Raw genomic sequence first — 22,415 nt, forward strand, 5'->3', positions numbered from 1 at the left:
TCAAAGGAACCTCATCCACCGAAGTGGACGGGGTATCAACTTCTGGCGTTGATTTTTGGCACGCTGTTGAGTTCTCAAGGAACGGACGCTTCCTTCGTACTCACCCTCGCGGGCTTTCCTCCGGGCTTTCGTTCTGCTGTCTTGCGTTTCCGACTCTATCAGACTCTTTCGCGTCCGATTTCCTCGGCGCTTTCCAGGTTCTCGCTTTCGCGTTTCCCTTTCCGGCGGTGCCGACTCTATCAGAAGTTTTCCACCGGATTTCTCCGGCTTCGAATTCCTGAAATGAGGAGTCGGCGTACCCCGAGCGGATCTTGATGTCCATGTGGGGTAAGTTAATTCTAAACCATCACTGCCGAACTTGTCCAGTTCGAGGCAACCGTTCGAATCTACCTCCCCGCTCGTTCCGTGTCAACGGCGTTTGCGGGACGACCAGGACACTAGCAGCTCAGCGGGCTTGTACGCACATCAGGCCGCGATCGGGAGCGTTGCCGTCCGGTCCGCGGCCTCCACGTCGCCGAGTTCGCCGGCGCGGGCGGCCCTGCCGCCCAGGACGAAGACGTAGATCAGAAAGGCGGCCTCGGCCACGACGCCGATCGTGATGCGCGCCCAGGTGGGAAGGCCCGAGGGAGTCACGAAGCCTTCGATCAGGCCGGAGACGAACAGGACCGCCGCGAGACCGAGGGCCATGCCGAGGGCGGCGCGGCCCTGTTCTGCCAGGGCCGTACGGCGGGTCCGGGGACCCGGGTCGATGACCGTCCAGCCCAGGCGCAGGCCCGTGCCCGCCGCCACGAAGACGGCCGTCAGTTCGAGCAGGCCGTGCGGAAGGATCAGGCCCAGGAAGACGTCGAGCCGGCCGGCGGATGCCATCAGGCCGAGGCCGACCCCGAGGTTGGCCATGTTCAGGAAGAGGATCCACAGCACCGGGATCCCCAGGAAGACGCCCAGGACCAGGCACATCGCGGCCGCCTGGGCGTTGTTCGTCCACACCTGGGCGGCGAAGGAGCCCGCGGGGTTGCTGGAGTAGTACGTCTCGTACTCGCCGCCCGGCTTCGTGAGCTCCTTCAGCTGTTCCGGGGCGGCGATGGCTCCCTGGACCTCGGGGTGCGTGGCTATCCACCAGCCGATGAGCACGCCGAGCGCCGTGGAGAGCAGGGCTGTCGGTATCCACCAGCGGCGGCTCCGGTAGACCGCGGCCGGGAAGCCGACGGTGAAGAAGAGCGCCGCGTCGCGCCAGCCCGCGCGGCGGGTGCCCGTGACCGTGGCGCGGGCGCGCGCCACCAGCTGGGTCAGCCGCCCGGTCAGCATGGGGTCGGGGGCACTGGACTGGACGAGGGAGAGGTGGGTCGAGGTGCGCTGGTAGAGAGCGACGAGTTCGTCGGCCTCTTCGCCCGTCAGCCTGCGGCCACGGCCCAGGAGCTGCTCCAGGCGGTCCCATTCCGCGCGGTGTGCCGTGACGAAGACGTCGAGATCCATCCGGTGCGCTCCCCTGCCCAGGTCCCCTGGCCGCTGCCTATTCCTAGTGTGGTCAGCTTGGCAGACTGGACGCCGTAGGGGCGGAGCAGGTCACATGAGAGGTGCTGCGGTGAGCGATCTGGTGACGGGGGACGCGGTCGTCCTGGGGCTGAGACCGGCGAGGCTGCCCAGCCGGGCGCTGGCGATCCTCCTGGACCTGGCCGTCTACGTCACCGTCTACGGGCTCCTCACCGTCGGGCTGACCTTCGCGACCGCCTCGCTGGACCCGGCCGCCCAAGCCGCCGTCGGAGTGGCGAGCTTCCTGTTGCTGCTGGTCGGCATCCCGATCGCGGTGGAGACCCTGTCCCACGGGCGCTCGCTGGGCAAGCTCGCCTGCGGGCTGCGGGTGGTGCGCGACGACGGCGGGCCGATCCGGTTCCGGCACGCGCTGGTGCGCGGGGCCCTCGGGGTCGTGGAGCTGCTGCTGACCTTCGGCACGGTGGCGGCCATCGCCTCGCTGGTGTCGGCGCGCGGGCGGCGGCTCGGGGACGTCTTCGCGGGGACCCTGGTGGTCCGGGAGCGGGTGCCGGGGGCTCGGGTGATGCCGGTGCCGCCACCCCCGCCGTGGCTGGCCGGACGGTTCGCCCAGCTGGACCTCTCGGCCGTACCGGACGGGCTGTGGCTGGCGATCCGCCAGTACCTGACCCGCATGAACCAACTGGACCCGCAGGTGGGTGCGGTGATGGCGGCGCGGCTCGCGGACGATCTCGTGGCGCGTACGGGTGCGCCGCCGCCGGCGGGGGTGCCGGCCGCTGCCTTCCTGATGGCCGTGGTCCACGAGCGTCAGTCGCGCGATGCCGCCCGGGCCTTCCGCACCGCGGCCGCAGCCTCTCCCTCGGCGCCGGTGGCGCCCGTGGCGCCCGTCCCGCACATGGCGCCCGTCGCACCCGTCGCTCCCGTCCCGTCCTCGTACGTCGCCCCCGCGCCCGCGGCCCCCGGGGAGGTTCCGCGCGCCGGCGGGTTCGCTCCGCCGGCCTGAGGGGTCACTGGTCCTCAAAGGCCGAGGGCGGGGTCTCCAGGTGTTCCAGTTCGATGCCGGGGGCCGAGAGGACCACGTCGCCGGCGATGTGGACCGTGTGGACCTCGCCCGTGTCCAGGGCGGTGACCCGGTACTCGTCCACCTGGAGCGGGCCGCTGTCCGTGGGGTGTTCCTCGCGTGCCACCAGTGCCCAGGCCTGGTCGACCGTACGCGGGGCCAGGACCGGGTCGGTGAGGGCGAGCAGCCGGACGCGGGTGTCGGGGGCGCCCGGGGTCAGGCGCAGCAGGCGGGACGTGGCGATCAGGAAGGCCGGTGAGGTGCCGGTGAAGCCGGGGGCGGCGATGTTGCCCTCGGTGGCCTCGGTGCCGGTGGGGTCGGTGCGGACCCAGGTGACGCCGTCGAGGGCGGCTCCGCGGACCTGCCAGCTCGCGGCGTTGACCTCCAGGCGAATGGGGCGGCCGAGTTCGTCGATCGCCAGGTCCACGGAGCCCCGGTGGTCGCCGTCCGGGGCGGTGAGCTGGGAGACGTAGCGCCAGCCGGAGGGTCCGGGGGCGCAGTGGAAGTGCTCCTCGCCGAGGGGAGTGTGGTCGTGCGGGTCGTGGAGCGAGTAGCGGCCGCGGGGCATGTGCGCACACTTCTTCGGATCGGAGGGAATACGGGGCAGGCCCCCGGCACGTGTGCCGGGGGCCTGCTTCAGGTACGTCCGCGGTTGACCAGCTGGTGATCAGTAGCGGTAGTGGTCCGGCTTGTACGGGCCCTCGACCTTGACGCCGATGTAGGCGGCCTGCTCCGGGCGGAGGGTGGTGAGCTTGACGCCGAGGGCGTCGAGGTGGAGGCGGGCGACCTTCTCGTCGAGGTGCTTGGGGAGCACGTAGACGTCGGTCGGGTACTCCTCCGGCTTCGTGAAGAGCTCGATCTGGGCCAGGGTCTGGTCCGCGAAGGAGTTCGACATCACGAAGGACGGGTGGCCGGTCGCGTTGCCGAGGTTCAGCAGGCGGCCCTCGGAGAGGACGATCAGGACCTTGCCGTCGGGGAACGTCCAGGTGTGGACCTGGGGCTTGACCTCGTCCTTGACGATGCCGTCGACCTTCGCCAGACCGGCCATGTCGATCTCGTTGTCGAAGTGGCCGATGTTGCCGACGATGGCCTGGTGCTTCATCTTGGCCATGTCGGAGGCCATGATGATGTCCTTGTTGCCGGTCGTGGTGATGAAGATGTCGGCGGTCTCGACGACGTCGTCCAGCGTGGCGACCTGGTAGCCGTCCATGGCGGCCTGGAGGGCGCAGATCGGGTCGATCTCGGTGACGATGACACGCGCGCCCTGGCCGCGGAGGGACTCGGCGCAGCCCTTGCCGACGTCGCCGTAGCCGAAGACGACCGCGACCTTGCCGCCGATGAGGACGTCGGTGGCGCGGTTGATGCCGTCGATCAGGGAGTGGCGGCAGCCGTACTTGTTGTCGAACTTCGACTTGGTGACGGCGTCGTTCACGTTGATCGCCGGGAAGAGCAGGTCACCGGACTGCATCATCTCGTAGAGACGGTGCACACCGGTGGTGGTCTCCTCGGTCACGCCGCGGATCTCGGACGCGAGCTGCGTCCACTTCTGCGGGTTCTCGCCGAGGGTGCGGTTGAGCAGGGTGAGGATGTACGCGTACTCCTCGGAGTCCGCGGTGGACGGGTCCGGAGCCTCGCCGGCCTTCTCGAACTCGACGCCCTTGTGGACGAGGAGGGTGGCGTCACCACCGTCGTCGAGGATCATGTTCGGGCCGCCGGTGGGGGTGTTCGGCCAGGTGAGCGCCTGCTCGGTGCACCACCAGTACTCCTCCAGCGTCTCGCCCTTCCAGGCGAAGACGGGGACGCCCTGCGGGTTCTCCGGGGTGCCGTTCGGGCCCACCGCGATGGCGGCGGCAGCGTGGTCCTGGGTGGAGAAGATGTTGCAGGAGGCCCAGCGGACGTCGGCGCCGAGGGCGACGAGGGTCTCGATGAGCACGGCCGTCTGCACGGTCATGTGAAGCGAGCCGGTGATGCGGGCGCCGGCCAGGGGCTGGGCCTCGGCGTACTCACGGCGGATCGACATCAGGCCCGGCATCTCGTGCTCGGCCAGGGTGATCTCCTTGCGGCCGAACGCGGCAAGGGAGAGGTCTGCGACCTTGAAGTCCATGGGTGCTGCTCCTCATGGTTCGAGAGGTGGGTACGGCTGGTCCGTGCGCCGTCCTGGGGACGGGACACCGAGCACAGTCCGTCGGGGGTCCTCTCTCCCCTCGGCCGGTCGCAAGGACCGCCCGACCCGCCATCAGCAGCGACGCCTGACACTGACGACGAATCTACACCGATCGGTGGCGGCGGCCCCAGTCGAACGGAGAACTGGGCGGGCCCGGCTGCCGGGGCGTCCGGCGGCGCCCCCGCCTGCTGTGCACTTTCGGCCAGACCGTAGTCTTCCGGCCGTTCGCACTGGTGAGAGGGGTTGGGATTCATGGCAGGCAGGCCTGGGCGGAGACGGGGGATCTGGGCGATCGTCCTGCTGGTGCTCGGTGTGGCGCTGGCCGCCGGTCCTCTGGTGTACGTCTTCGGCCGGTTCACGCCGGCGATGCAGTCCAGCGAGAACATGCTGCCCACGCTCCCCGTCGGGACCTTCCTCGCGATGGAGAAGGACCACGGCCCGGTCCGGCACGGCGACGTGGTCACCTACGATCCGGCCGACTGGGGGTTCGACGGCCCGTTCATCGGACGTGTCGTGGCGTTGGGCGGGGACCACATCGCCTACGCGGAGGGCGACCGGGTGCTGACCCTGAACGGGAAGCCGCTCGACGAGCCCTACGTGCGCGACGGCGTTCCCGGGGGCGACGGACTGAGCTTCGCCGTCTCGGTGCCGCACAGCCGGATGTTCGTGCTCGGCGACAACCGCGGCAACTCGGCGGACTCCCGGTACCACCGGGAGCACCACGAGGGGACGCTGCCGGTGTCCGCGGTGACCGGCGTCGATTCCGGACTGCGGGAGGAGTCCCCGTTCATGGTCGGCCTCAGCCTGGTCTCGTTCGCGGGGACCTGCCTGCTGCCCGTGGCGCTCGGGCTGGGGATCGCCTCGCTCGTGGCGCGGCGGCGCAAGCCGGTCGAGCCGCACGGGCCCGTCTGGGGCGCCACGCAGGTGGACGCCCCGTAGTCGTCGTACGGACACCGAAGGCCCCCGCGGGCTGTTGCTCGCGGGGGCCTTCGGCGTTCGTACGCGGACTACTCGGCGGCTTCGGGGCGGTAGATGTCCGGCTCCAGATAGATCACCCGGGCGATCGGGACCGCCTCGCGGATGCGGGCCTCGGCGGCGTTGATCGCGTCGGCGACCTCGGTCGCGGTGTCGTTGCCCTCGACGGCGATCTTGGCGGCGACGAGCAGCTCCTCGGGACCGAGGTGCAGAGTGCGCATGTGGATGACGCGGGTGACGACGTCCCCGTCGACGACCGCGGCCTTGATCTTCTCGACCTCTTCGACGCCGGCGGCCTCACCGAGCAGCAGGGACTTGGTCTCCGCGGCCAGGACGATCGCGATGGCGATGAGGAGGACGCCGATGCACAGGGTGCCGATGCCGTCCCAGACGCCGTTGCCGGTCAGCAGGGCGAGGCCGACACCGCCGAGGGCCAGGACCAGGCCGACGAGGGCGCCGAGGTCCTCCAGGAGGACGACCGGCAGCTCGGGGGCCTTGGCCCGCTTGATGAACTGGCTCCACGTGAGCTTGCCGCGGACCTCGTTCGATTCCTTGATGGCGGTGCGGAAGGAGAAGGACTCCGCGATGATCGCGAAGACGAGGACGCCGACCGGCCAGTACCAGGCCTCGATCGGGTGCGGCTCGTGGATCTTCTCGTAGCCCTCGTAGATGGCGAACATGCCACCCACGGTGAAGAGCACGATGGAGACGAGGAAGGCGTAGATGTAACGCTCGCGCCCGTACCCGAAGGGGTGCTGCGGCGTCGCCTCGCGCTGGGCCTTCTTCCCTCCGAGGAGGAGCAGGCCCTGGTTCCCGGAGTCGGCCACGGAGTGGACGCTCTCCGCGAGCATGGAGGACGAGCCGCTGAAGAGGAACGCCACGAATTTGGCTACAGCGATGGCGAGGTTGGCGGCGAGTGCCGCCACGATCGCCTTGGTACCGCCCGACGCGCTCATGGGTGCAGGGTGTCCTTCCTGGGCCAGTGACTACGGCCGCACATTCTTGCAGCCCCTGGGGCGGACGCCGCGTCAGACCACCACGGTGGCCCGGAAGACCGTGCCGTTTCCGGATAGTTCGACCTTTTCGTCCGCCGGTACGAAAGCCGATCCGCCGGGCGAGAGCGCCAGTTCGCCGGCGCGTACGGAGCCGGCCGTGCAGAGCAGGACCTGCGGGGCGCCGTTCGCGAGCACCCGGGGGGCGCCGCCGGGCGCGAGGAGGAAGCGGGAGAGCCGGAACTCGTCGATGGGGGCCTCGTAGACCTCCTCGCCGCCGTCGCCCTCGGGCCGCATGACGGTCGGGTCGCTCGGCTCGAACCTCACGATCTTCAGCAGCTCGGGTACGTCCACGTGCTTGGGGGTGAGCCCGGCGCGCAGCACGTTGTCCGAGTTGGCCAGCAGCTCGACGCCGAGGCCGTCGAAGTAGGCGTGTGGGACTCCCGCGCCGAGGAACAGGGCCTCTCCGGGCTGGAGTCGGACGTGGTTGAGCAGCATCGCCGCGATGACGCCGGGGTCGCCCGGGTACTCGTGGACCAGGGCGGCGTACGTGGCGTACTCGCCGCCCAGGCGCTCGGCGGCGGCCGCGGTCTCGGCGACCGTACGGGCCATCTGCTCGCGGTCCGCGCTCAGTACGGCGGTCAGCACCTCGCGCAGCGCGGCCTCTTCGGGGTGGGCGCGCAGCAGGTCGGCGTACGGCTTGAGGGAGCCCACGCCCAGCCCCTCGAAGAGGTCGGCGGACGCCTGCGGGGAGCGGAAGCCGCAGAGCCCGTCGAACGGCGTGATCGCGCAGATCATCTCGGGCTTGTGGTTGGGGTCCTTGTAGTTGCGGTGGGCCGCGTCGATCGGGATGCCGCGCCGCTCCTCGTCCTCGAACCCCGCCTTCGCCTGGGCCAGGTCGGGATGGACCTGGAGGGAGAGGGGGGCGCCGGCGGCGAGGATCTTGAAGAGGAAGGGCAGCCTGGGGCCGAACTTGGCGACGGTGGCGGCGCCGAGCTCGCCCTCGGGGTCGGCGGCGATGACCTCCGCGAGCGACCTCTCGCCGGCGCCGCGGTCGACGCGGGACGGGGCGCCCGGGTGGGCTCCCATCCACAGCTCCGCCTGCGGCTCACCGGTGGGTTCGACACCGAGGAGCGCGGGGAGGGCCGTGGTGGATCCCCAGGCGTAGGGGCGGATCGTGTTGATCAGGCGGTCCATCGTCGTCTTCCTGGATAGATCCGGGCACGTGCGCGGGTCTCAGCTGTGTCCCCCGGCCGCCAACGCCAGGTAGGCGGTGGCGAAATCCGTGACGGCGAGCAGTTCGGCGAGCTGCTCCAGCTCGGCGCCTTCCTCCGGTTCGAGCTCGCTGATGGCCGTGTCGTGGCTGAGGGCGAGCTCGCGTGCGGCGGGGGCGGCGGTGAGGCCGCCGGCCGGCCGGTCGCGCAGCAGGACGACGCGGGCGCGAAGGGCCTGGGGCTCTTCGACCCGGTCGCGGAAGAAGTCGTCGGGGTCGGCGCCGGCGGCGAAGGCGCCGGCGAGCAGGATGCCGTGGGCGGGCAGGGCCTCGGGGAGCGCGGCGGCCAGCGCGGGACGGCCGGCGAGCTCGGCGAGGGTGGCGGCGAAGCGGCGGCCCGCCGGGACGGCGCCGGTGCCCTCGCTCCAGATGAGCGGCAGCGAGTCCGCCAGCTCGGCGGCGAGGGTCTTGGCCGGGTTGGAGTAGGTGGCGATGGCGGGCCCGCAGCGTTCGGCGGTCCGGTCCAGCCGGTCGGCGACCAGCTGGAGGGTGTCGGGGGCCGCGGCGATCAGGCCGACCTTGTCGAGGAGCAGCAGCAGGGGCGTCAGCAGGGCCCACAGGGCGCCCGGGCCCGCGGCGGCCGACTCGTCGAACTCCTGGTACGGGGCCTTGGCCATGGGTACGAGGAGCCCGTGCGCGCCGTCCACGGCCTCGCTCAGCGGTGAGCGCTCGGGGGCGACGGCGACGACGGTGCAGCCGCGCCGGTAGGCCTGCTCGGCGAGCACGGCGAGCCCGGGCTCGGTGCCGTCGGTGGTGGCCACGAGCAGCAGGTCGACGGACCCGGCCCAGCCGGGCAGGGCCCAGCGCAGTGCCCCGGCGGCGTGGGCGACCCCTGTGGGGTCGAGCCGGATCACCGGCGCGGAGGCGCCCGCGAGGGCGCCGAGCAGGTCGGCGACACCGGTCGCGGCGGTGCCGGGCCCGGCGATCAGGACCGCGCGCGGGCGGCCGTCGGGGCGCAGGGTGGCGATGCCCGCCTCGCTCGCGTGCCGGGCCGCCGTACGGACCCTGGCCCCCGCCTCGGCCGCGCCGCGGAGCAGACCCCGTCGGTCGACGCGGGCAAGATCGTCCGGTGCGTCGAGGAGCGACTCGTCGAGCATGGCGGCCTCCGGCTGTTGGGTGACGGGAACCTGTCTGCGCGTCTCGCGGTGAGGTGCGGGTGCGGTGTGGCGTGGCGTGCGGGGGGCCTGCGGTCAGGCGGGGCGGCGGGCCTCGTCCACGAGGAGGACCGGGATGCCGTCGCGGACCGGGTAGGCGAGAGCGCAGTCCTGGCCGGTGCAGAGCAGCTCGGGGGTCTCGTCGGCCGACTTGTCCTCAAGCGGTGCGTGACAGGCGGGGCAGGCGAGGATCTGCAGGAGGCCGGCTTCGAGCGGCATGGGGATGGGTTCCCTTCGGGGTACGGGTGGGGCGTGGTCAGCGTACCCCTGGGGCTCCGCCGGTGCGGCCCGGAGTACCGCCGGCGGCCGGGCGGGGGTGGGAGCCCGGTTCCGCCGGGCACCGACCGCCGCCCGGACCCGCGCCTCAATCGCCGGCGGGGGCTGGAACGGCCGGCCCGCGCCTGACGGCGCGGGCCCCGCGGGACGTGTCAGGCGCGGATGAGGGACAGGGCCTCGTCGCGGATGCGGGCCAGGGTGTCCGCGTCGCGGGCCTCGACGTTCAGACGCAGCAGCGGCTCGGTGTTCGACGCACGGACGTTGAACCACCAGTCCCCGCCCGTCACCGTCAGACCGTCCAGCTCGTCCAGCGTCACGCCCTCACGACCGCCGAAGGTCTCCTTCACCGCTGCCAGACGACCCGCCTGGTCCGCGACCGTGGAGTTGATCTCCCCCGAACCCTCGTACCGGTCGTACGACGCGACCAGCTCCGACAGCGGACCGTCCTGACCACCCAGCGCCGCCAGCACGTGCAGAGCCGCCAGCATGCCCGTGTCCGCGTTCCAGAAATCCTTGAAGTAGTAGTGCGCCGAGTGCTCACCACCGAAGATCGCACCCGTCTTCGCCATCTCCTCCTTGATGAAGGAATGACCCACCCGGGTGCGGACCGGAGTGCCGCCGTTCTCCCGCACCACCTCCGGCACCGACCAGGAGGTGATCAGGTTGTGGATCACCGTGCCCGACCCGCCGTTGCGCGCCAGCTCACGGGAGGCCACCAGAGCCGTGATTGCCGACGGGGAGACGCCCACACCGCGCTCGTCCACGATGAAGCAGCGGTCCGCGTCACCGTCGAAGGCGATACCCAGATCCGCGCCCTCCGCCAGCACCCGCGCCTGCAGGTCCACGATGTTCTTCGGATCCAGCGGGTTCGCCTCGTGGTTGGGGAACGTACCGTCCAGCTCGAAGTACATCTCGGTCACATCGAGCGGAAGACCCTCGAACACGGTCGGGACGGTGTGACCGCCCATGCCGTTGCCCGCGTCCACGACCACCTTCAGCGGACGGATCGACGCCAGGTCCACCAGGGACCGCAAGTGCTCCGCATACCCCTTCAGGGAGTCCTGCTCCGTCACCCTGCCCGCCGCCGTGCCCGCCGGGGCCTGCGGAGCGCCGCCCGCGTCCAGCCACCCCTCCACCAGACCCCGGATCTGCGACAGACCCGTGTCCTGACCCACCGGAGCCGCACCCGCCCGGCACATCTTGATCCCGTTGTACTGAGCGGGATTGTGCGAGGCCGTGAACATTGCACCCGGCAGCCCCGTCGACCCCGACGCGTAGTACAGCTGGTCCGTCGAACACAGACCGATCAACGTCACATCCACACCACGCGCCGCGGCACCCCGCGCGAACGCCGCCGACAGACCCGGCGACGACGGACGCATGTCATGACCGACCACGATCGCCGACCCACCCACGACCTCGACGAAAGCGGCACCGAACAGCTCCGCCAGGGACTCGTCCCACTCGTCCGGCACGACGCCACGCACGTCATACGCCTTGACGATGTTCGAAAGATCTGCGGCCACTGCCTGCCCTCCTGAGGTTCTGTGCGGTTCGGCAAACCTACCCTGAACCCGCAGCGGCACCGCAGATGACCCGAGCGTCAGGAATCGGGCGATCTGAGGACGCGCAGGTGTCCGCGGCGGGTCTCGCCGGTGGCCGGGCCGCCCTTGCCGGTCCCGCCGGTGCCGGCCGCGCGGCCCGGCGGGCGCGCGGCTTCGCGGACGGCGTTGGCCAGGGCTTCGAGGTCGTCGCCGCTGGGGCGCGACGGACCGGACCCGTCGGACAGACGGACGACCTCCCAGCCCCGCGGGGCTGTCAGGCGCTCCGAGTGCTCGGCGCACAGGTCGTAGCAGTGTGGTTCGGCGTAGGTGGCGAGCGGGCCGAGAACTGCGGTCGAATCGGCGTAGACGTACGTCAGTGTCGCGACGGCAGGGCGGCCGCACGCGGTGCGCGAACAGCGACGTACAAGGCTCACGACGTTGGACGGTACCGCACTCTTGACCGGGCCGCGACGACTCCACCTCTGCGCCCTCCCCCGTGTCGTGCTCGGAGCTACCCTGCGGGGGTGACGGACACCCCTCTGCCCCCTTGCCCCGCCGAGCCCCCCGCGGGGGGTCCTGTCGAGCCCAGAACGCGTCGGCGGGACCGGCACGGGCGCGGGATGCGCGGTCCGCTGGCCCCTCCGCAGGTGCCCCTGGCGGCGAGCCGGGCGGAGCTGTTCGGGGATCTCGTACGGGACTCTGTCGAGCGGCTGGAGCGGCGCTGGCCGCAGCTGTCGGAGGTGGAGTTCCTGGTCGGTGACGTGCCGGGGCCGCCGGGCGGTCCGGACGGCGGCTGGAACGACGAGGCGGTACCGCTCGGCGCGGTGTCGGAGTCCCGTCAGGGGCGGCCGGCCCGGATCGTGGTCTTCCGACGGCCCGTGGAGATCCGGACGAAATCGCGCGACGAGAAGGCGATGCTGGTCCACGAGATCGTCGTGGAGCAGGTGGCGGAGCTGCTGGGGCTGACTCCGGAGACCGTGGACCCCCGCTACGGCCAGGACTGATCCGGCCGTGACGGGGGCCCGGCCCGTCACCTGGTCAGGACGGAGAGGTCCTGGGCGGCCCGGGGGACGGACACCGTGGAGTGGTCGTCCGAGAGTCCCTGGACGGTGAACATCGTGATGCCGTCGTTCGGGAGGGACAGGGTGCGGGCCGCGTGGACCGGGCCGCCCGAGAGGGTCTCTACGGTGAGGGCGTAGGAGCCCTTCCCGCCGGCGGGGGCCAGCGCCAGCGTCTGGGTGGTGCCCGCCTTGACCGTGACCTCCTGGGAGGCCGGCTCGCCGCCGCCGGTGCCCGGGGACGCCGTCACCTTGACCTTCGCCTCGGCGCTCGGAGCGGTCAGTGACAGCAGGGTGGTGTTCTCCTCGGGCCGGTTGTCGGCGACGGTGGCCCGGGCGCCGACCGGCCGGGTGGCCGGGACGAACCCGAGTTCCTGCTTGGTCCCGCTGCCGCGGACGACGCGTACCGCCGCGACCAGCGGGGTGGCCTTCTTGGCGTCGGTGGGGGTCAGGAGCAGCGAGCCGGGCTCGCCGCGGGTCAGGTCCTTGAGGTCCATCACCGCCGTCATCCCCGCCTTGACGTGGAGCTGCTCGCTGCCGGCCGGGCTGATGGAGCCGCCCGGGCCGGCCAGCCGCAGCTTCAGGTCCGCGTCCTCCTCGCCGGGCACGAAGGCGACCAGCCGTACGGAGGCCGCGTCCGCCGGGATGCCGGGCAGCACCAGCGAGCCCGTCGGGTCGGTGGACGCGGGCAGCCAGTCGGCGCCCACGTTCTCCTCGGCGACCTGGACGGAGGCGCCCACCCGGCCGGCGCGGGTCGTCACGTGGGCGGTGGCGTCGGCGAGCTGGGTGGCCGGGAGCAGGGAGGAGAGCAGGACGGTCTTGGTGGACTTGGGGTCGACGCGGATGTTCTCGCCGGTGCCCGCGTCGGCCTTGGCCATGCCGTCGGGGCCGAAGAGCGTGATGTCGACGATGGCGGCCGCGTCGTCGGGGTTGGTGAGGTGGAGGTAGTCCTCGCGGCCCTTGGCGGTGCTGACCCCGGGGAACCAGAAGTCGGTGCCGGGCGCGGTGCAGCCGACGCCGAGCACGCCCCGGGCCCGGCCGACCGAGACCTTGGTGGTCAGCTGCGCCGTCCAGCCGGGGGCGAGGGCCCCGTCGGCGCTGCCGGTGAGGGCGGGGGCGTCGGCTCCGTTGGCGGTGGCGCCGACGGGCTTGCCTGGCTCCTTGGGCTCCAGGACGGGTTTGGCGTCCTTGGTCGCGCCGAGCAGCCGGGCCGAGCCCTTGCCCTCTCCGGCGGGGGCGCCGGGCGTGAAGGAGGTGTACGTGGTCTCCGCGATGTCCGAGGAGCTGGGCCCGGGGCACACCAGCAGGGACCGTTCCACCGGCATCCGGGCGGAGGCGGCGGCCTTGCCGTCGGACGCCCCGCCCGCGGGGGCGGGCGCGGTGAGGGCGGCGACGCCGGTGAGGGCGGCCAGCGCCGCGGTCACGGCCGCCAGCGTCAGGGGTGCGCGCTGCTTCACTGCTGGGGGCTCCCGTCAGGACGCGGGTCGTGCTGGGCGTGGACGTCGTGGGGCGGGTACGGCTCGTAGGGCTCGTACGGGTAGGGGTAGTGCTGCCCGTCCTGGTCGTGGACCGGCTGCTGCGGGTACGGGGGCTCGTAGGCCGCGCCGTCCTGCTGCTGGTCGTACCCGGTGTACTGCTGCTCGTACGGGTACTGCTGCTGGGGCTGCTGGGGCTCGTAGGCGTAGCCGCCCTGGTCGTCGTACGCCTGGTACGCGTAGGACTCCTCGCCGTACACCGGCTGCGCCGGGATCTGCGCGTACGGGTCGGCGGCGGCCGCGGTCTCCACGGGGCCGGGGGCGGCGTCCGCCTCGGCCCCGGCGCGGAGCCGGCGGGCGCGGCGGCCTTCGCCGGCCTCGCCCGGGCCGGGGCGGGAGGGGGGCGCGGCCTCCTCCTCGGGCAGGTCGTCGTCGAGCTGGGCGCGCCGGCCGGGCAGGGCCATGACCAGCAGGACGAGGGCGAGCAGGCCCTGGGTCCAGTTCCAGGCGGTGCGCAGCAGGGAGTCCTCGTGGACGAGGTCGAGGCGGCCTGAGCCGGCGGGGAGTTCGAAGCCCTGCGCCCAGCCGTCGAGGGTCTTGGCCTTGAGCGGCTTGCCGTCGAGGGTGGCCTGCCAGCCGGCGTCGGCGCGGTCGGCGATGCGCAGCACGCGGCCGGCCTCGCCGGCGGGAATCTTGCCGTGGGCCTCGACGGGGCCGGCGGCGACCGGGATCGGGGCCTCGCCCTGCTTGCCGGAGACGATGACGGCGCGCGGCAGCCAGGGCTCGACGCCCCACAGGGCGGTGCCGTCCTGCTGGTGGCGACGGCTCAGGCCCGGGGTGGCGTCGAGGACGCGGCGGATGTCCTCGGGGCCGCCGGGGCGGAACATCACGAAGCGGATGGCGTAGGCGCTGAGCTGGCTGGACTGGTCGGCGCCGGAGCCTGCGACGAGGTTGGAGACGACCTTGTCGAGGCGGGGGTCGTCGCCGGTCCGGGCGGCGATCTCGGCGTCGCCGAGGCGGCCGCCGGGGCCGCGGACGAGGCTGTAGACGACGGTGGAGGGCCCGTCGAGGTCGAGGAGCAGGGTGCGGGTCTGGTTGTCGTCGCCGCCGGCGTCGGCGACGAAGGCCGGCACCTGTACCGGGTCGCGGCGCTGGAGCGGGCCGTCGGCGCCGGCGACCATCCAGGTGGCCGCGGCGATGAGCGGGCCCGCGGCGGCGGCGAGGGCGACGAGGGCGGCGAGCGGCTGGCGCCAGCCGAAGTTGCGGGCGGCGACCCGGTCCTTGGCGCCGTCCGCGCCGACCGTGGCGGCGGCGAGGAGGGCGAGTCCGTAGACGAGGGTGGCGGGTCCGGCCCAGGCGGTCCGGTTGGCGAGGACGGCGAGGAGCAGGGCGGCCAGGGCGGTGGCCCAGGCGGAGCGGACGGCGAACTGCCGGTCGGCGCGGAGCAGGGCGGCCAGGGCGGCGAGGACGATGCCGGCGAGCAGCAGGCGGGCGCCGGTGCCGGGGCCGCCGGGGCTGATGCCGAGCAGGTCCAGGGCGCCCGCGGAGCCGGCTCCGTAGGGCAGTCCGGCCTCCTGGAGGAGGCGGCCGGGGTGGGTGAGCAGGCCCAGCGACCAGGGGGCGAGGACGAGGAGGGGGACGGCGAGGGTGGCGAGCAGCCGCAGGCCGTACGTCTTCCACTGCGCGCGGCGCAGGACGAGCGCGGCGGTGCCGAGGAGGACGGCGAGCGGCCAGACGACCGGGGTGAAGGCGGTGGCCAGGGTCAGCAGGAGCGTGTACGTCCACACCGCGCGCCAGCCGCCCCGCTGTTCGGCGGCGGCGTGCTCGCCGAGGCCGAAGGCGGCGACGGCGGAGCGGGCGGTGAGGGGGAGCACGACGGCGAGGACGGCGGTGCCGAGGCGGCCGCCCGCGAGGGCGCCGGTGACGGCGGGGAGGAAGGCGTAGGCGGTGGCGGCCCAGGCGCGCAGCAGCCGTGATTCGACGAGCGGCCGCGAGGCGAAGTAGGCGGTGAGGCCGGCCAGCGGCACGGATCCGACGAGCAGGAGGGTCAGGGCGGCCTGGGTGGAGCCGAACAGCAGGGTGGAGAAGGCGCCGAGGACGGCCAGGTAGGGCGGTGCGGAGGCGGTGGACCCGGTGCCGACGGGGTGCCAGCCGTCGGTGTGGATGCTCCACAGGTCGAGGCCGTTGTCGGGGGCGGGCAGCAGGGCGCCGCCCATGAGGGAGCCGCCGCCGATCAGGGCGCGGCAGGCCGCGAGGGAGACCAGGAGGAGCAGTCCGAAGAGGAAGGGTGCGGGGTTGCGCGCGATCCGCTTGAGGCGTGCGAAGCGCTCGGTCTCCTGGTAGTCGCCGTCCTCACCGGGCGCATTGAGGATGCTGCCGCCGCCGTGGCGGCCGGCGGGGGCGGAGTCGGTGTGGCGGTCGCCGCCGAAGTAGCCGGCGAGCTGGTCGGCGTTGGCCCGCAGGGAGGCTCCCGGCGGCGGGAAGAGCCCGCGCAGTTCGGAGGCGGGGACGGCGGGGCGGCGGCGGGCCTTGCGGGCGGCGAGCAGGCGGCCGGGGCGCAGCAGGGTGGCGAGGAGGCCGGTGATCTCGTCGACGGCCTGGCCGGGGGCCTTGCCGATCAGGTAGGCGAGGGTGCGCAGCACGGTGCCGAGGACGACGCGCAGCAGTACGTAGGGCAGGGCGCGCCCGGAGCTGTTGGCGAGGATCGTGTAGACGGCGCCGGCCTTGTCGACGCGGTGCGGGCCGGCGGTGGTGCGGCCGGCGCAGTCGACGGTGCGGCGTTCGCGGGCGGAGGCCTCGGCGTGGCGCATGACCGCGTCGGGGGCGACGAGGACGGTGTGGCCGGCGCTCTGGGCGCGCCAGCACAGGTCGACGTCGTCGCGCATGAGGGGCAGGCGCCGGTCGAAGCCGCCGAGGTCGTCGTAGACGTCGCGGCGTACGAGCATGCCGGCGGTGGAGACGGAGAGGACGGGGCGGACCTGGTCGTGCTGGCCCTGGTCCTGTTCGCGGCGGTCGAGGCCGGTCCAGCGGCGGCCGCTGCGGGCGATGGTGACGCCCACTTCGAGGAGCTGCTTCTTGTCGTACCAGCCGCGGAGCTTGGGGCCGATGATCGCGGCGTCGGGGTTCTCGTCGGCGACGCGGAGCAGTTCGGTGAGGGCGTCGGGTTCGGGGGCGCTGTCGTCGTGCAGGAGCCAGAGCCACTGGACGGGTTCGCCGTGGGGGAGGTCGGGGAGGTCGTAGGCGTCGTCGCGCCAGGTGCGGCTGACGGGGTCCCAGCCGCTGGGGCGCTTGAGGTACGGGAGGTCCTCGGCGCTCAGGGTGCCTGCGGTGCGGGCGGATTCTTCGACGGCGGTGCCGAATCCGGTACGGCGGGCGAGGTGGAGGACGCGGTCGTCGCCGAGGGCTTCGGTGAGGAGCCGCGCGGACTCGTCGGCGCTGCCGGTGTCGGCGGCGATGTGGTCCTGCGCGGGGCGTTCCTGGCCGAGGAGGCCGGCGAGCGTCCGGGGCAGCCAGCGGGCGCCGTCGTGGGCGACGAGGACCGCGGTGACGACGTGCCGGGGGAACTGTGGTGTGTCGGGGGCCTGGTAAGAGGCCGTCGACTGGCTGTGCAGGGACATCGCGGTACGGGCCCTCCGGCCGGGGGTCCGGGGGTGGTGTGCCCTCGGAGGCTGCTGGACAGCGCCCCACCCTAACGGCTGCCAAAGCAGCGGTCCGCCTCCTGCGGGGAAGGTGCAGGAGGCGGACCGTGTGTGGTGCTCTTTGTTCGGCTGTGCGCCGTGCTCGACGTCTTGCTCGGATATTCGGATATGTCGTGCGGGGTGCTGCGGGTGCCGCGCCGGTGGTGGTCCGGCGGTGTCAGACGGCTGCCTTTTTCAGGCGCCGGCGCTCGCGCTCGGACAGGCCGCCCCAGATGCCGAATCGCTCGTCGTTGGCGAGGGCGTACTCAAGGCATTCGGAGCGGACCTCGCAGGCGAGGCAGACCTTCTTGGCCTCGCGGGTGGAGCCGCCCTTCTCGGGAAAGAAGGACTCGGGGTCGGTCTGGGCGCACAGGGCGCGCTCCTGCCATCCGAGCTCCTCGTCCGCTTCCTCGACCAGCAGTTCCTGAAACAGCTCGGTCATGTGCGCCCCTCGCTCTGTTGGTGCGTCCCCGTGGTCACGTCGTCACTCATTGCTACGTAACGACACGAGTGAAATTACAAGTGCGTGGCTCCGGGGCAGTCAAGCCGAGATCTGCTATTGGGCCCCTTATTCACTCTGCGGAACCAAGCCTATGCAGAAAGTGTTCATATCGCCAAAAATCGTGACACATGCCATCGGCGTCCTCAGACGTCACCTTCACCCGTTATCCACGCGTCACCTGGAAGCGGGGTTGCGATCGGCCGCGAAGAGCGGCGCAGATCACATTCAGGTCACGACATGGCGGGATCAGGTTTAACCCCGGCGCAGCGCAATTGCCCCGTCATGGACTGCACAAACCTTTCTCCGGGCACAGCGACCGGATGAGGTGAAACTTTTACCCCAAACCGGACATTGGGTTGACAGCCGGACCCTGAACCCGGTCTCCTGGTTCGCATGTCAGCGCCCGCAGCCACCACCCGGACCCCCATTCGTGGGTTCCTGTGCGCTGCCCAGGTTCGCTGTTGCTGTTGCTGCTGTTGATGCCCGTGGAGCCTCGGCTCCCCAGAGCTCCGGCCCTCCCCACAGCGACCGCCAGCACGACTGACATCCGTCGAGGTACACCCCGATGAACAGCACCCCCGCCAGCGCCACCACCGCTCCCGCGACCGCCGTCGCCGACGTGCCCGCCGCCGTCGAGAGCGACCTCCAGATCGCCGGCGACATCCTCGCCGTCCAGCACCTCCTCCAGCCCGCCCGCGAGCACCCGGCCACCATCGCCGAGTTCGTCGGCCTGGCCCGCTCCATCGCCGAGGACCGCGCCTCCTGGGAGCACCTCGTCCGGTACGACGCCACCACCCGCTGGTACCACCGGCTGCGCACCGGCCCCGGCTACGAGGTCTGGCTGCTCAGCTGGGTCCCCGGCCAGGGCAGCGGCCTGCACGACCACGGCGCCTCCTCCGGCGTCCTGACGGTCCTGGAGGGCGAGCTCACCGAGCACACCTCCCGCGGACGGCTCACCCACCGCGCCGGCGCCCAGCGCGTCTTCGCCCCCGGCTACGCCCACGAGGTCGTCAACGACACCCTCGACGGCGCGGTCAGCCTGCACGTCTACTTCCCCGGACTGACCGAGATGCCGATGCACAGCTGCTCCCCGGCCGAATCCGAGTCCGTCCCCGCCTGACCCCGGCCCGCCTGCGACTCCCGCCCGCCGTCCCCGGGCGACAGCCTCCGGCTGACAGTCCCACCCGCCGCCCGACCACCACCCCTCCACGACAGCCTTCGGCTGACAGTCCCACCCGCCGCCCGACCACCACCCCTCCACGACAGCCTTCGGCTGACAGACTGTCTGCATGCGCATTGTTGTTCTGGCCGGCGGTATAGGCGGCGCCCGGTTCCTTCGCGGACTCAAGTCGGCGGTGCCCGACGCGGACATCACGGTCATCGGCAACACCGGTGACGACATCCACCTCTTCGGGCTCAAGGTCTGCCCCGACCTGGACACGGTGATGTACACCCTCGGCGGTGGCATCAACGAGGACCAGGGCTGGGGCCGCACCGACGAGTCCTTCACCGTCAAGGAGGAACTCGCCGCCTACGGGGTCGGACCCACGTGGTTCGGCCTCGGCGACCGCGACTTCGCCACCCACATCGTCCGCACGCAGATGCTCGGCGCCGGCTACCCGCTGAGCGCCGTCACCGAAGCCCTCTGCGACCGCTGGCAGCCCGGGGTGCGGCTGCTGCCCATGTCCGACGACCGGGTGGAGACCCACGTCGCGATCACCGAGGCCGGCACCGGCGAGCGCCGGGTCGTCCACTTCCAGGAGTACTGGGTCCGGCTGCGCGCCTCGGTCGACGCGGAAGCCGTCGTACCCGTGGGGGCCGAGCAGGCCAAGCCCGCTCCCGGCGTGCTGGAGGCCGTCGCCGCGGCCGACGTGATCCTCTTCCCGCCGTCCAACCCCGTGGTGTCGGTGGGCACCATCCTCGCCGTGCCCGGCATCCGGGAGGCCGTGGCCGCCGCCGACGCCCCCGTCGTGGGCCTCTCCCCCATCGTCGGCGGAGCGCCCGTGCGCGGCATGGCCGACAAGGTGCTCGCCGCGGTCGGCGTCGAGGCCACCGCCGCCGCGGTCGCCCTGCACTACGGGACCGAGCTGCTCGACGGCTGGCTGGTCGACACCGCCGACGCGGCCGCGGTCGCCGAGGTGGAGGCCGCCGGGATCACCTGCCGCGCGGTGCCGCTGATGATGACCGACCTGGAGGCCACCGCCGAGATGGCCCGGGCCGCGCTGGAGCTGGCGGAGGCCTCTCGGTGACGGCGGCCCCCTCGTACGAGGTGCGGGCCGTCCCCGGGATGCCGGAGGTCAGGCCGGGCGACGACCTGGCGAAGCTGATCACGACGGCCGCGCCCGACCTGCGCGACGGCGACGTCCTGCTCGTCACCTCGAAGATCGTCTCCAAGGCCGAGGGGCGGATCGTACGGGCGGACTCGCGCGAGGCCGCCATAGACGCGGAGACCGTACGGGTCGTCGCGCGCCGGGGCGCGCTGCGGATCGTCGAGAACCGGCAGGGCCTGGTGATGGCCGCCGCCGGCGTGGACGCCTCCAACACCGCCCCCGGCACGGTGCTGCTGCTGCCGGAGGACCCCGACGCCTCGGCCGCCGCGATCCGCGCCGGGGTGCGCGACGCGCTCTGCGTGGACGTGGGCGTGGTCGTGACGGACACCTTCGGGCGGCCGTGGCGCAACGGGCTGACGGACGTGGCCATCGGCTCCGCCGGGGTGCGGGTCCTGGACGACCTGCGCGGCGCCACCGACGCCCACGGCAACCCGCTGAGCGCGACGGTGGTAGCGACGGCGGACGAGCTCGCCGCCGCCGGCGACCTGGTCAAGGGCAAGGCGGCCGGGCTTCCGGTGGCCGTCGTGCGCGGACTGGCGCACGTCATGGGCGAAGGCGCCTCGGCACGGGACCTGGTGCGCACACCGGCCGACGACATGTTCCGGCTGGGGACCTCGGAGGCGGTGCGGGAAGCCGTGACGCAGCGCCGGACCGTACGGGCCTTCACGGCGGAGCCGGTGGACCCGGGCGCGGTGCGGCGGGCGGTCGCGGCGGCCGTGACGGCCCCGGCCCCGCACCACACGACGCCGTGGCGGTTCGTGCTGCTGGAGTCCGAGTCCTCGCGGTTGCGGCTGCTGGACGCGATGCGGGACGCGTGGATCGCGGACCTGCGCTCCGACGGCAAGTCCGAGGAGTCCGTCGCGAAGCGGGTCCGGCGCGGGGACGTGCTGCGGGCCGCCCCGTACCTGGTGGTGCCGTGTCTGGTGACGGACGGGGCGCACCACTACGGGCACGCCCGGCGGGACACCGCCGAGCGGGAGATGTTCGTGGTGGCGATGGGCGCGGGCGTGCAGAACCTGCTGGTCGCGCTGGCCGGTGAGCGGTTGGGCTCGGCGTGGGTGTCCTCGACGATGTTCTGCCGGGACGTCGTGCGGGAGGTGCTTGAGCTGCCGTCGGACTGGGACCCGATGGGGACGGTGGCGGTCGGCCACCCGGCGGCGGCCCCGCCGCAGCGGCCGGGGCGGGCGGCGGAGGACTTCATCCAGGTCCGGTGACTGCGGCCGGCCCGGCGGACCGGCGGGACACCCCTTGGGGAGTGTCCGCGAAGCGGCGTCGGCCGCCCCGGGGAGCGCGGCGCGGCGGGTCCGGCGCCGTGCATCGCAAGGCGGAGGCGCTCCCGCGTACTCGACGTACTCGCCAGCCCCACCAACGCAGCGAGGCGCGGTGCCGGGCAGCGCGGGCCCGGCAAGAACCGAAAGACACGGCCTAGAAGCGGCCGATGTCGCTGCGGTACATGCGGGGGGCGCGGCGGGGCGGGGTGCGGCCCGCCAGGAGGATGAGGCGGGCCGCGCGGTGGCGCTGGCCGGCGTACGGGGCGAGGAGCTCCAGCATGGCGGCGTCGTCGGCGTCGCGGTCTCCGGCGAGGGCGTAGCCGATGATGCCGGGCAGGTGCAGGTCGCCGGTGGTGACGGCGTCGGGGTGGCCGTTGCTGCGCTGGAGGGTCTCGGCGGAGGTCCACGGGCCGATGCCGGGGACGGCCTCCAGCCGTCGTGCGGCCTCGGGCAGGTCCATGGCCGCCGCCTCCTCCAGGCGGCTCGCGACGCGAACGGCACGGACGATGGTGTCGGAGCGCTTGGCGTCGACCCCGGCCTTGTGCCAGTCCCAGGACGGGATCAGCGCCCAGGTGCGGGGGTCGGGCATGACGTACAGGTTCTGCCCGTGCGGGCCGGGGGCGGGCTCGCCGTACTGCCGTACGAGGCGGCGCCAGGCGCGGTAGGCCTCGTCGGCGGTGACCTTCTGTTCCAGGACCGTGGGGATCAGGGACTCCAGCACCAGGCCGGTGCGGGTCAGGCGCAGGCCCGGACGGCTGCGGTGGCTGGCGTGCACCAGGCGGTGGCGGGGGACGAAGACCGCCGGGTCGTCTCCGGCGCCGAGCAGCGCGGGCAGGTGGTCGAGGAGCCATGCGGCGCCGGCGCCCCAGGCCTCGGCGTCGATCTCCGCGCCGGCCGGTCCGGTCCGCGAGACGCGGAGGGTGGCGGGCCCCTCGGGGGTCCGGGTGGCGCGCCAGACGGAGCCGTCGGGTGTGGTGCGGAAGGTGGGGTCGCCGGGGCCGCGGCGGAGGGGGCCGAGAGTGAGGCCGAGGTCGACGGGGCCGTCGGGGATCCAGCGGCGCTCCCCGGCCCCGCCGCCGGCGCTGCTTGCGCGCCCCGGCGGCACGTCGGTGCGCCCGCCGCGCACGACGGTCCGGTTGAGGGGTTCGAAGCGGCCGGCCATGTACCGAGCCTAAG

Annotated in this window: 20 protein-coding genes; 6 read left to right on the forward strand and 14 right to left on the reverse strand. The window is 72.9% G+C overall.

Going from position 1 to position 22,415, the window contains the following annotated elements:
* Nucleotides 1-100: 100 nt before the first annotated feature.
* Both AB0F82_RS09665 and AB0F82_RS09670 read right to left on the reverse strand, forming a co-directional pair.
* Nucleotides 101-322: a hypothetical protein gene (locus AB0F82_RS09665; RefSeq protein WP_362625352.1), complete on the reverse strand. Its 222-nt coding sequence runs from the start codon at nucleotides 320-322 to the stop codon at nucleotides 101-103.
* A 143-nt stretch (nucleotides 323-465) separates the two neighbouring features.
* A complete protein-coding gene (locus tag AB0F82_RS09670) occupies nucleotides 466-1,473 on the reverse strand; it encodes a stage II sporulation protein M (RefSeq protein ID WP_356812535.1) in 1,008 nt (335 codons plus the stop codon).
* 109 nt (nucleotides 1,474-1,582) lie between these two features.
* On the opposite strand from AB0F82_RS09670, the gene AB0F82_RS09675 reads away from it, so the two are divergent.
* Nucleotides 1,583-2,491, forward strand: coding sequence for an RDD family protein (locus AB0F82_RS09675; RefSeq protein ID WP_362625354.1), 909 nt, complete (start codon nucleotides 1,583-1,585; stop codon nucleotides 2,489-2,491).
* Between the two features lie 4 nt (nucleotides 2,492-2,495).
* Here AB0F82_RS09675 and AB0F82_RS09680 read toward each other — a convergent pair whose 3' ends face one another.
* Nucleotides 2,496-3,116 (reverse strand): hypothetical protein, encoded by a 621-nt coding sequence (locus tag AB0F82_RS09680; RefSeq protein ID WP_356812533.1) that lies wholly within the window; start codon nucleotides 3,114-3,116, stop codon nucleotides 2,496-2,498.
* Between the two features lie 99 nt (nucleotides 3,117-3,215).
* Nucleotides 3,216-4,652, reverse strand: a complete 1,437-nt coding sequence (ahcY, locus tag AB0F82_RS09685) for an adenosylhomocysteinase (protein ID WP_356812532.1) — start codon at nucleotides 4,650-4,652, stop codon at nucleotides 3,216-3,218.
* Nucleotides 4,653-4,964: 312 nt separating this feature from the next.
* Between ahcY and lepB the strand changes: the two genes are divergently transcribed.
* Complete coding sequence (lepB, locus tag AB0F82_RS09690; RefSeq protein WP_362625356.1) at nucleotides 4,965-5,651, forward strand: signal peptidase I; 687 nt, start codon at nucleotides 4,965-4,967, stop codon at nucleotides 5,649-5,651.
* A gap of 68 nt (nucleotides 5,652-5,719) precedes the next feature.
* On the opposite strand, the gene AB0F82_RS09695 is transcribed toward lepB, so the two are convergent.
* The 6 genes from AB0F82_RS09695 to AB0F82_RS09720 all read right to left on the reverse strand — a co-directional run bounded on the left by AB0F82_RS09695 (nucleotide 5,720) and on the right by AB0F82_RS09720 (nucleotide 11,360).
* Nucleotides 5,720-6,643, reverse strand: a complete 924-nt coding sequence (locus AB0F82_RS09695) for a cation diffusion facilitator family transporter (RefSeq protein ID WP_362625358.1) — start codon at nucleotides 6,641-6,643, stop codon at nucleotides 5,720-5,722.
* A gap of 72 nt (nucleotides 6,644-6,715) precedes the next feature.
* Entirely contained in the window at nucleotides 6,716-7,876 is a 1,161-nt protein-coding gene (gene manA / locus AB0F82_RS09700; protein ID WP_362625360.1) for a mannose-6-phosphate isomerase, class I, read from the reverse strand.
* A gap of 39 nt (nucleotides 7,877-7,915) precedes the next feature.
* Nucleotides 7,916-9,049, reverse strand: coding sequence for an SIS domain-containing protein (locus AB0F82_RS09705; protein ID WP_362625362.1), 1,134 nt, complete (start codon nucleotides 9,047-9,049; stop codon nucleotides 7,916-7,918).
* Nucleotides 9,050-9,142: 93 nt separating this feature from the next.
* Entirely contained in the window at nucleotides 9,143-9,325 is a 183-nt protein-coding gene (locus AB0F82_RS09710) for a Trm112 family protein (protein WP_030032543.1), read from the reverse strand.
* 209 nt (nucleotides 9,326-9,534) lie between these two features.
* The gene (locus AB0F82_RS09715) at nucleotides 9,535-10,908 is read right to left on the reverse strand and encodes a phosphomannomutase/phosphoglucomutase (protein WP_356812527.1); all 1,374 of its coding nucleotides are present in this window, start codon (nucleotides 10,906-10,908) and stop codon (nucleotides 9,535-9,537) included.
* 77 nt (nucleotides 10,909-10,985) lie between these two features.
* Nucleotides 10,986-11,360 (reverse strand): DUF3499 domain-containing protein, encoded by a 375-nt coding sequence (locus AB0F82_RS09720; protein WP_362625365.1) that lies wholly within the window; start codon nucleotides 11,358-11,360, stop codon nucleotides 10,986-10,988.
* 90 nt (nucleotides 11,361-11,450) lie between these two features.
* On the opposite strand from AB0F82_RS09720, the gene AB0F82_RS09725 reads away from it, so the two are divergent.
* Nucleotides 11,451-11,930, forward strand: a complete 480-nt coding sequence (locus AB0F82_RS09725; protein ID WP_385958695.1) for a metallopeptidase family protein — start codon at nucleotides 11,451-11,453, stop codon at nucleotides 11,928-11,930.
* A 26-nt stretch (nucleotides 11,931-11,956) separates the two neighbouring features.
* Here the strand turns inward: AB0F82_RS09725 and AB0F82_RS09730 are convergent, their stop codons facing one another.
* The 3 genes from AB0F82_RS09730 to AB0F82_RS09740 form a co-directional block, all read right to left on the reverse strand.
* Nucleotides 11,957-13,441, reverse strand: coding sequence for a DUF5719 family protein (locus AB0F82_RS09730; protein WP_362625367.1), 1,485 nt, complete (start codon nucleotides 13,439-13,441; stop codon nucleotides 11,957-11,959).
* The gene (locus AB0F82_RS09735; protein ID WP_362625369.1) at nucleotides 13,438-17,076 is read right to left on the reverse strand and encodes a glycosyltransferase family 2 protein; all 3,639 of its coding nucleotides are present in this window, start codon (nucleotides 17,074-17,076) and stop codon (nucleotides 13,438-13,440) included. Before AB0F82_RS09735 ends, AB0F82_RS09730 begins: the two co-directional genes overlap by 4 nt.
* A 238-nt stretch (nucleotides 17,077-17,314) precedes the next feature.
* On the reverse strand, nucleotides 17,315-17,578 hold the full coding sequence (locus AB0F82_RS09740) for a WhiB family transcriptional regulator (protein WP_003983763.1): 264 nt from the start codon (nucleotides 17,576-17,578) through the stop codon (nucleotides 17,315-17,317).
* 625 nt (nucleotides 17,579-18,203) lie between these two features.
* Between AB0F82_RS09740 and AB0F82_RS09745 the strand changes: the two genes are divergently transcribed.
* The 3 genes from AB0F82_RS09745 to AB0F82_RS09755 all read left to right on the forward strand — a co-directional run bounded on the left by AB0F82_RS09745 (nucleotide 18,204) and on the right by AB0F82_RS09755 (nucleotide 21,182).
* On the forward strand, nucleotides 18,204-18,758 hold the full coding sequence (locus tag AB0F82_RS09745) for a cysteine dioxygenase (protein WP_356812523.1): 555 nt from the start codon (nucleotides 18,204-18,206) through the stop codon (nucleotides 18,756-18,758).
* Between the two features lie 169 nt (nucleotides 18,759-18,927).
* Complete coding sequence (gene cofD / locus AB0F82_RS09750) at nucleotides 18,928-19,887, forward strand: 2-phospho-L-lactate transferase (RefSeq protein WP_362625372.1); 960 nt, start codon at nucleotides 18,928-18,930, stop codon at nucleotides 19,885-19,887.
* Entirely contained in the window at nucleotides 19,884-21,182 is a 1,299-nt protein-coding gene (locus tag AB0F82_RS09755) for a coenzyme F420-0:L-glutamate ligase (protein WP_362625374.1), read from the forward strand. Before cofD ends, AB0F82_RS09755 begins: the two co-directional genes overlap by 4 nt.
* Before the next feature lie 211 nt (nucleotides 21,183-21,393).
* On the opposite strand, the gene AB0F82_RS09760 is transcribed toward AB0F82_RS09755, so the two are convergent.
* Nucleotides 21,394-22,401 (reverse strand): DNA-3-methyladenine glycosylase family protein, encoded by a 1,008-nt coding sequence (locus AB0F82_RS09760; RefSeq protein WP_356812520.1) that lies wholly within the window; start codon nucleotides 22,399-22,401, stop codon nucleotides 21,394-21,396.
* Nucleotides 22,402-22,415: the final 14 nt, after the last annotated feature.

Source organism: Streptomyces virginiae, from assembly GCF_040638905.1.
Classification (GTDB): domain Bacteria; phylum Actinomycetota; class Actinomycetes; order Streptomycetales; family Streptomycetaceae; genus Streptomyces; species Streptomyces virginiae_B.

Coding starts and splice junctions, on each gene's coding strand:
- AB0F82_RS09705 (WP_362625362.1), bottom strand. CDS start 9,049: ATGCTCGACGAGTCGCTCCTCGACGCACCGGACGATCTTGCCCGCGTC.
- AB0F82_RS09740 (WP_003983763.1), bottom strand. CDS start 17,578: ATGACCGAGCTGTTTCAGGAACTGCTGGTCGAGGAAGCGGACGAGGAG.
- AB0F82_RS09710 (WP_030032543.1), bottom strand. CDS start 9,325: ATGCCGCTCGAAGCCGGCCTCCTGCAGATCCTCGCCTGCCCCGCCTGT.
- AB0F82_RS09695 (WP_362625358.1), bottom strand. CDS start 6,643: ATGAGCGCGTCGGGCGGTACCAAGGCGATCGTGGCGGCACTCGCCGCC.
- ahcY (WP_356812532.1), bottom strand. CDS start 4,652: ATGGACTTCAAGGTCGCAGACCTCTCCCTTGCCGCGTTCGGCCGCAAG.
- AB0F82_RS09670 (WP_356812535.1), bottom strand. CDS start 1,473: ATGGATCTCGACGTCTTCGTCACGGCACACCGCGCGGAATGGGACCGC.
- AB0F82_RS09745 (WP_356812523.1), top strand. CDS start 18,204: ATGAACAGCACCCCCGCCAGCGCCACCACCGCTCCCGCGACCGCCGTC.
- lepB (WP_362625356.1), top strand. CDS start 4,965: ATGGCAGGCAGGCCTGGGCGGAGACGGGGGATCTGGGCGATCGTCCTG.
- AB0F82_RS09665 (WP_362625352.1), bottom strand. CDS start 322: ATGGACATCAAGATCCGCTCGGGGTACGCCGACTCCTCATTTCAGGAA.
- AB0F82_RS09760 (WP_356812520.1), bottom strand. CDS start 22,401: ATGGCCGGCCGCTTCGAACCCCTCAACCGGACCGTCGTGCGCGGCGGG.
- AB0F82_RS09680 (WP_356812533.1), bottom strand. CDS start 3,116: ATGCCCCGCGGCCGCTACTCGCTCCACGACCCGCACGACCACACTCCC.
- cofD (WP_362625372.1), top strand. CDS start 18,928: ATGCGCATTGTTGTTCTGGCCGGCGGTATAGGCGGCGCCCGGTTCCTT.
- manA (WP_362625360.1), bottom strand. CDS start 7,876: ATGGACCGCCTGATCAACACGATCCGCCCCTACGCCTGGGGATCCACC.
- AB0F82_RS09735 (WP_362625369.1), bottom strand. CDS start 17,076: ATGTCCCTGCACAGCCAGTCGACGGCCTCTTACCAGGCCCCCGACACA.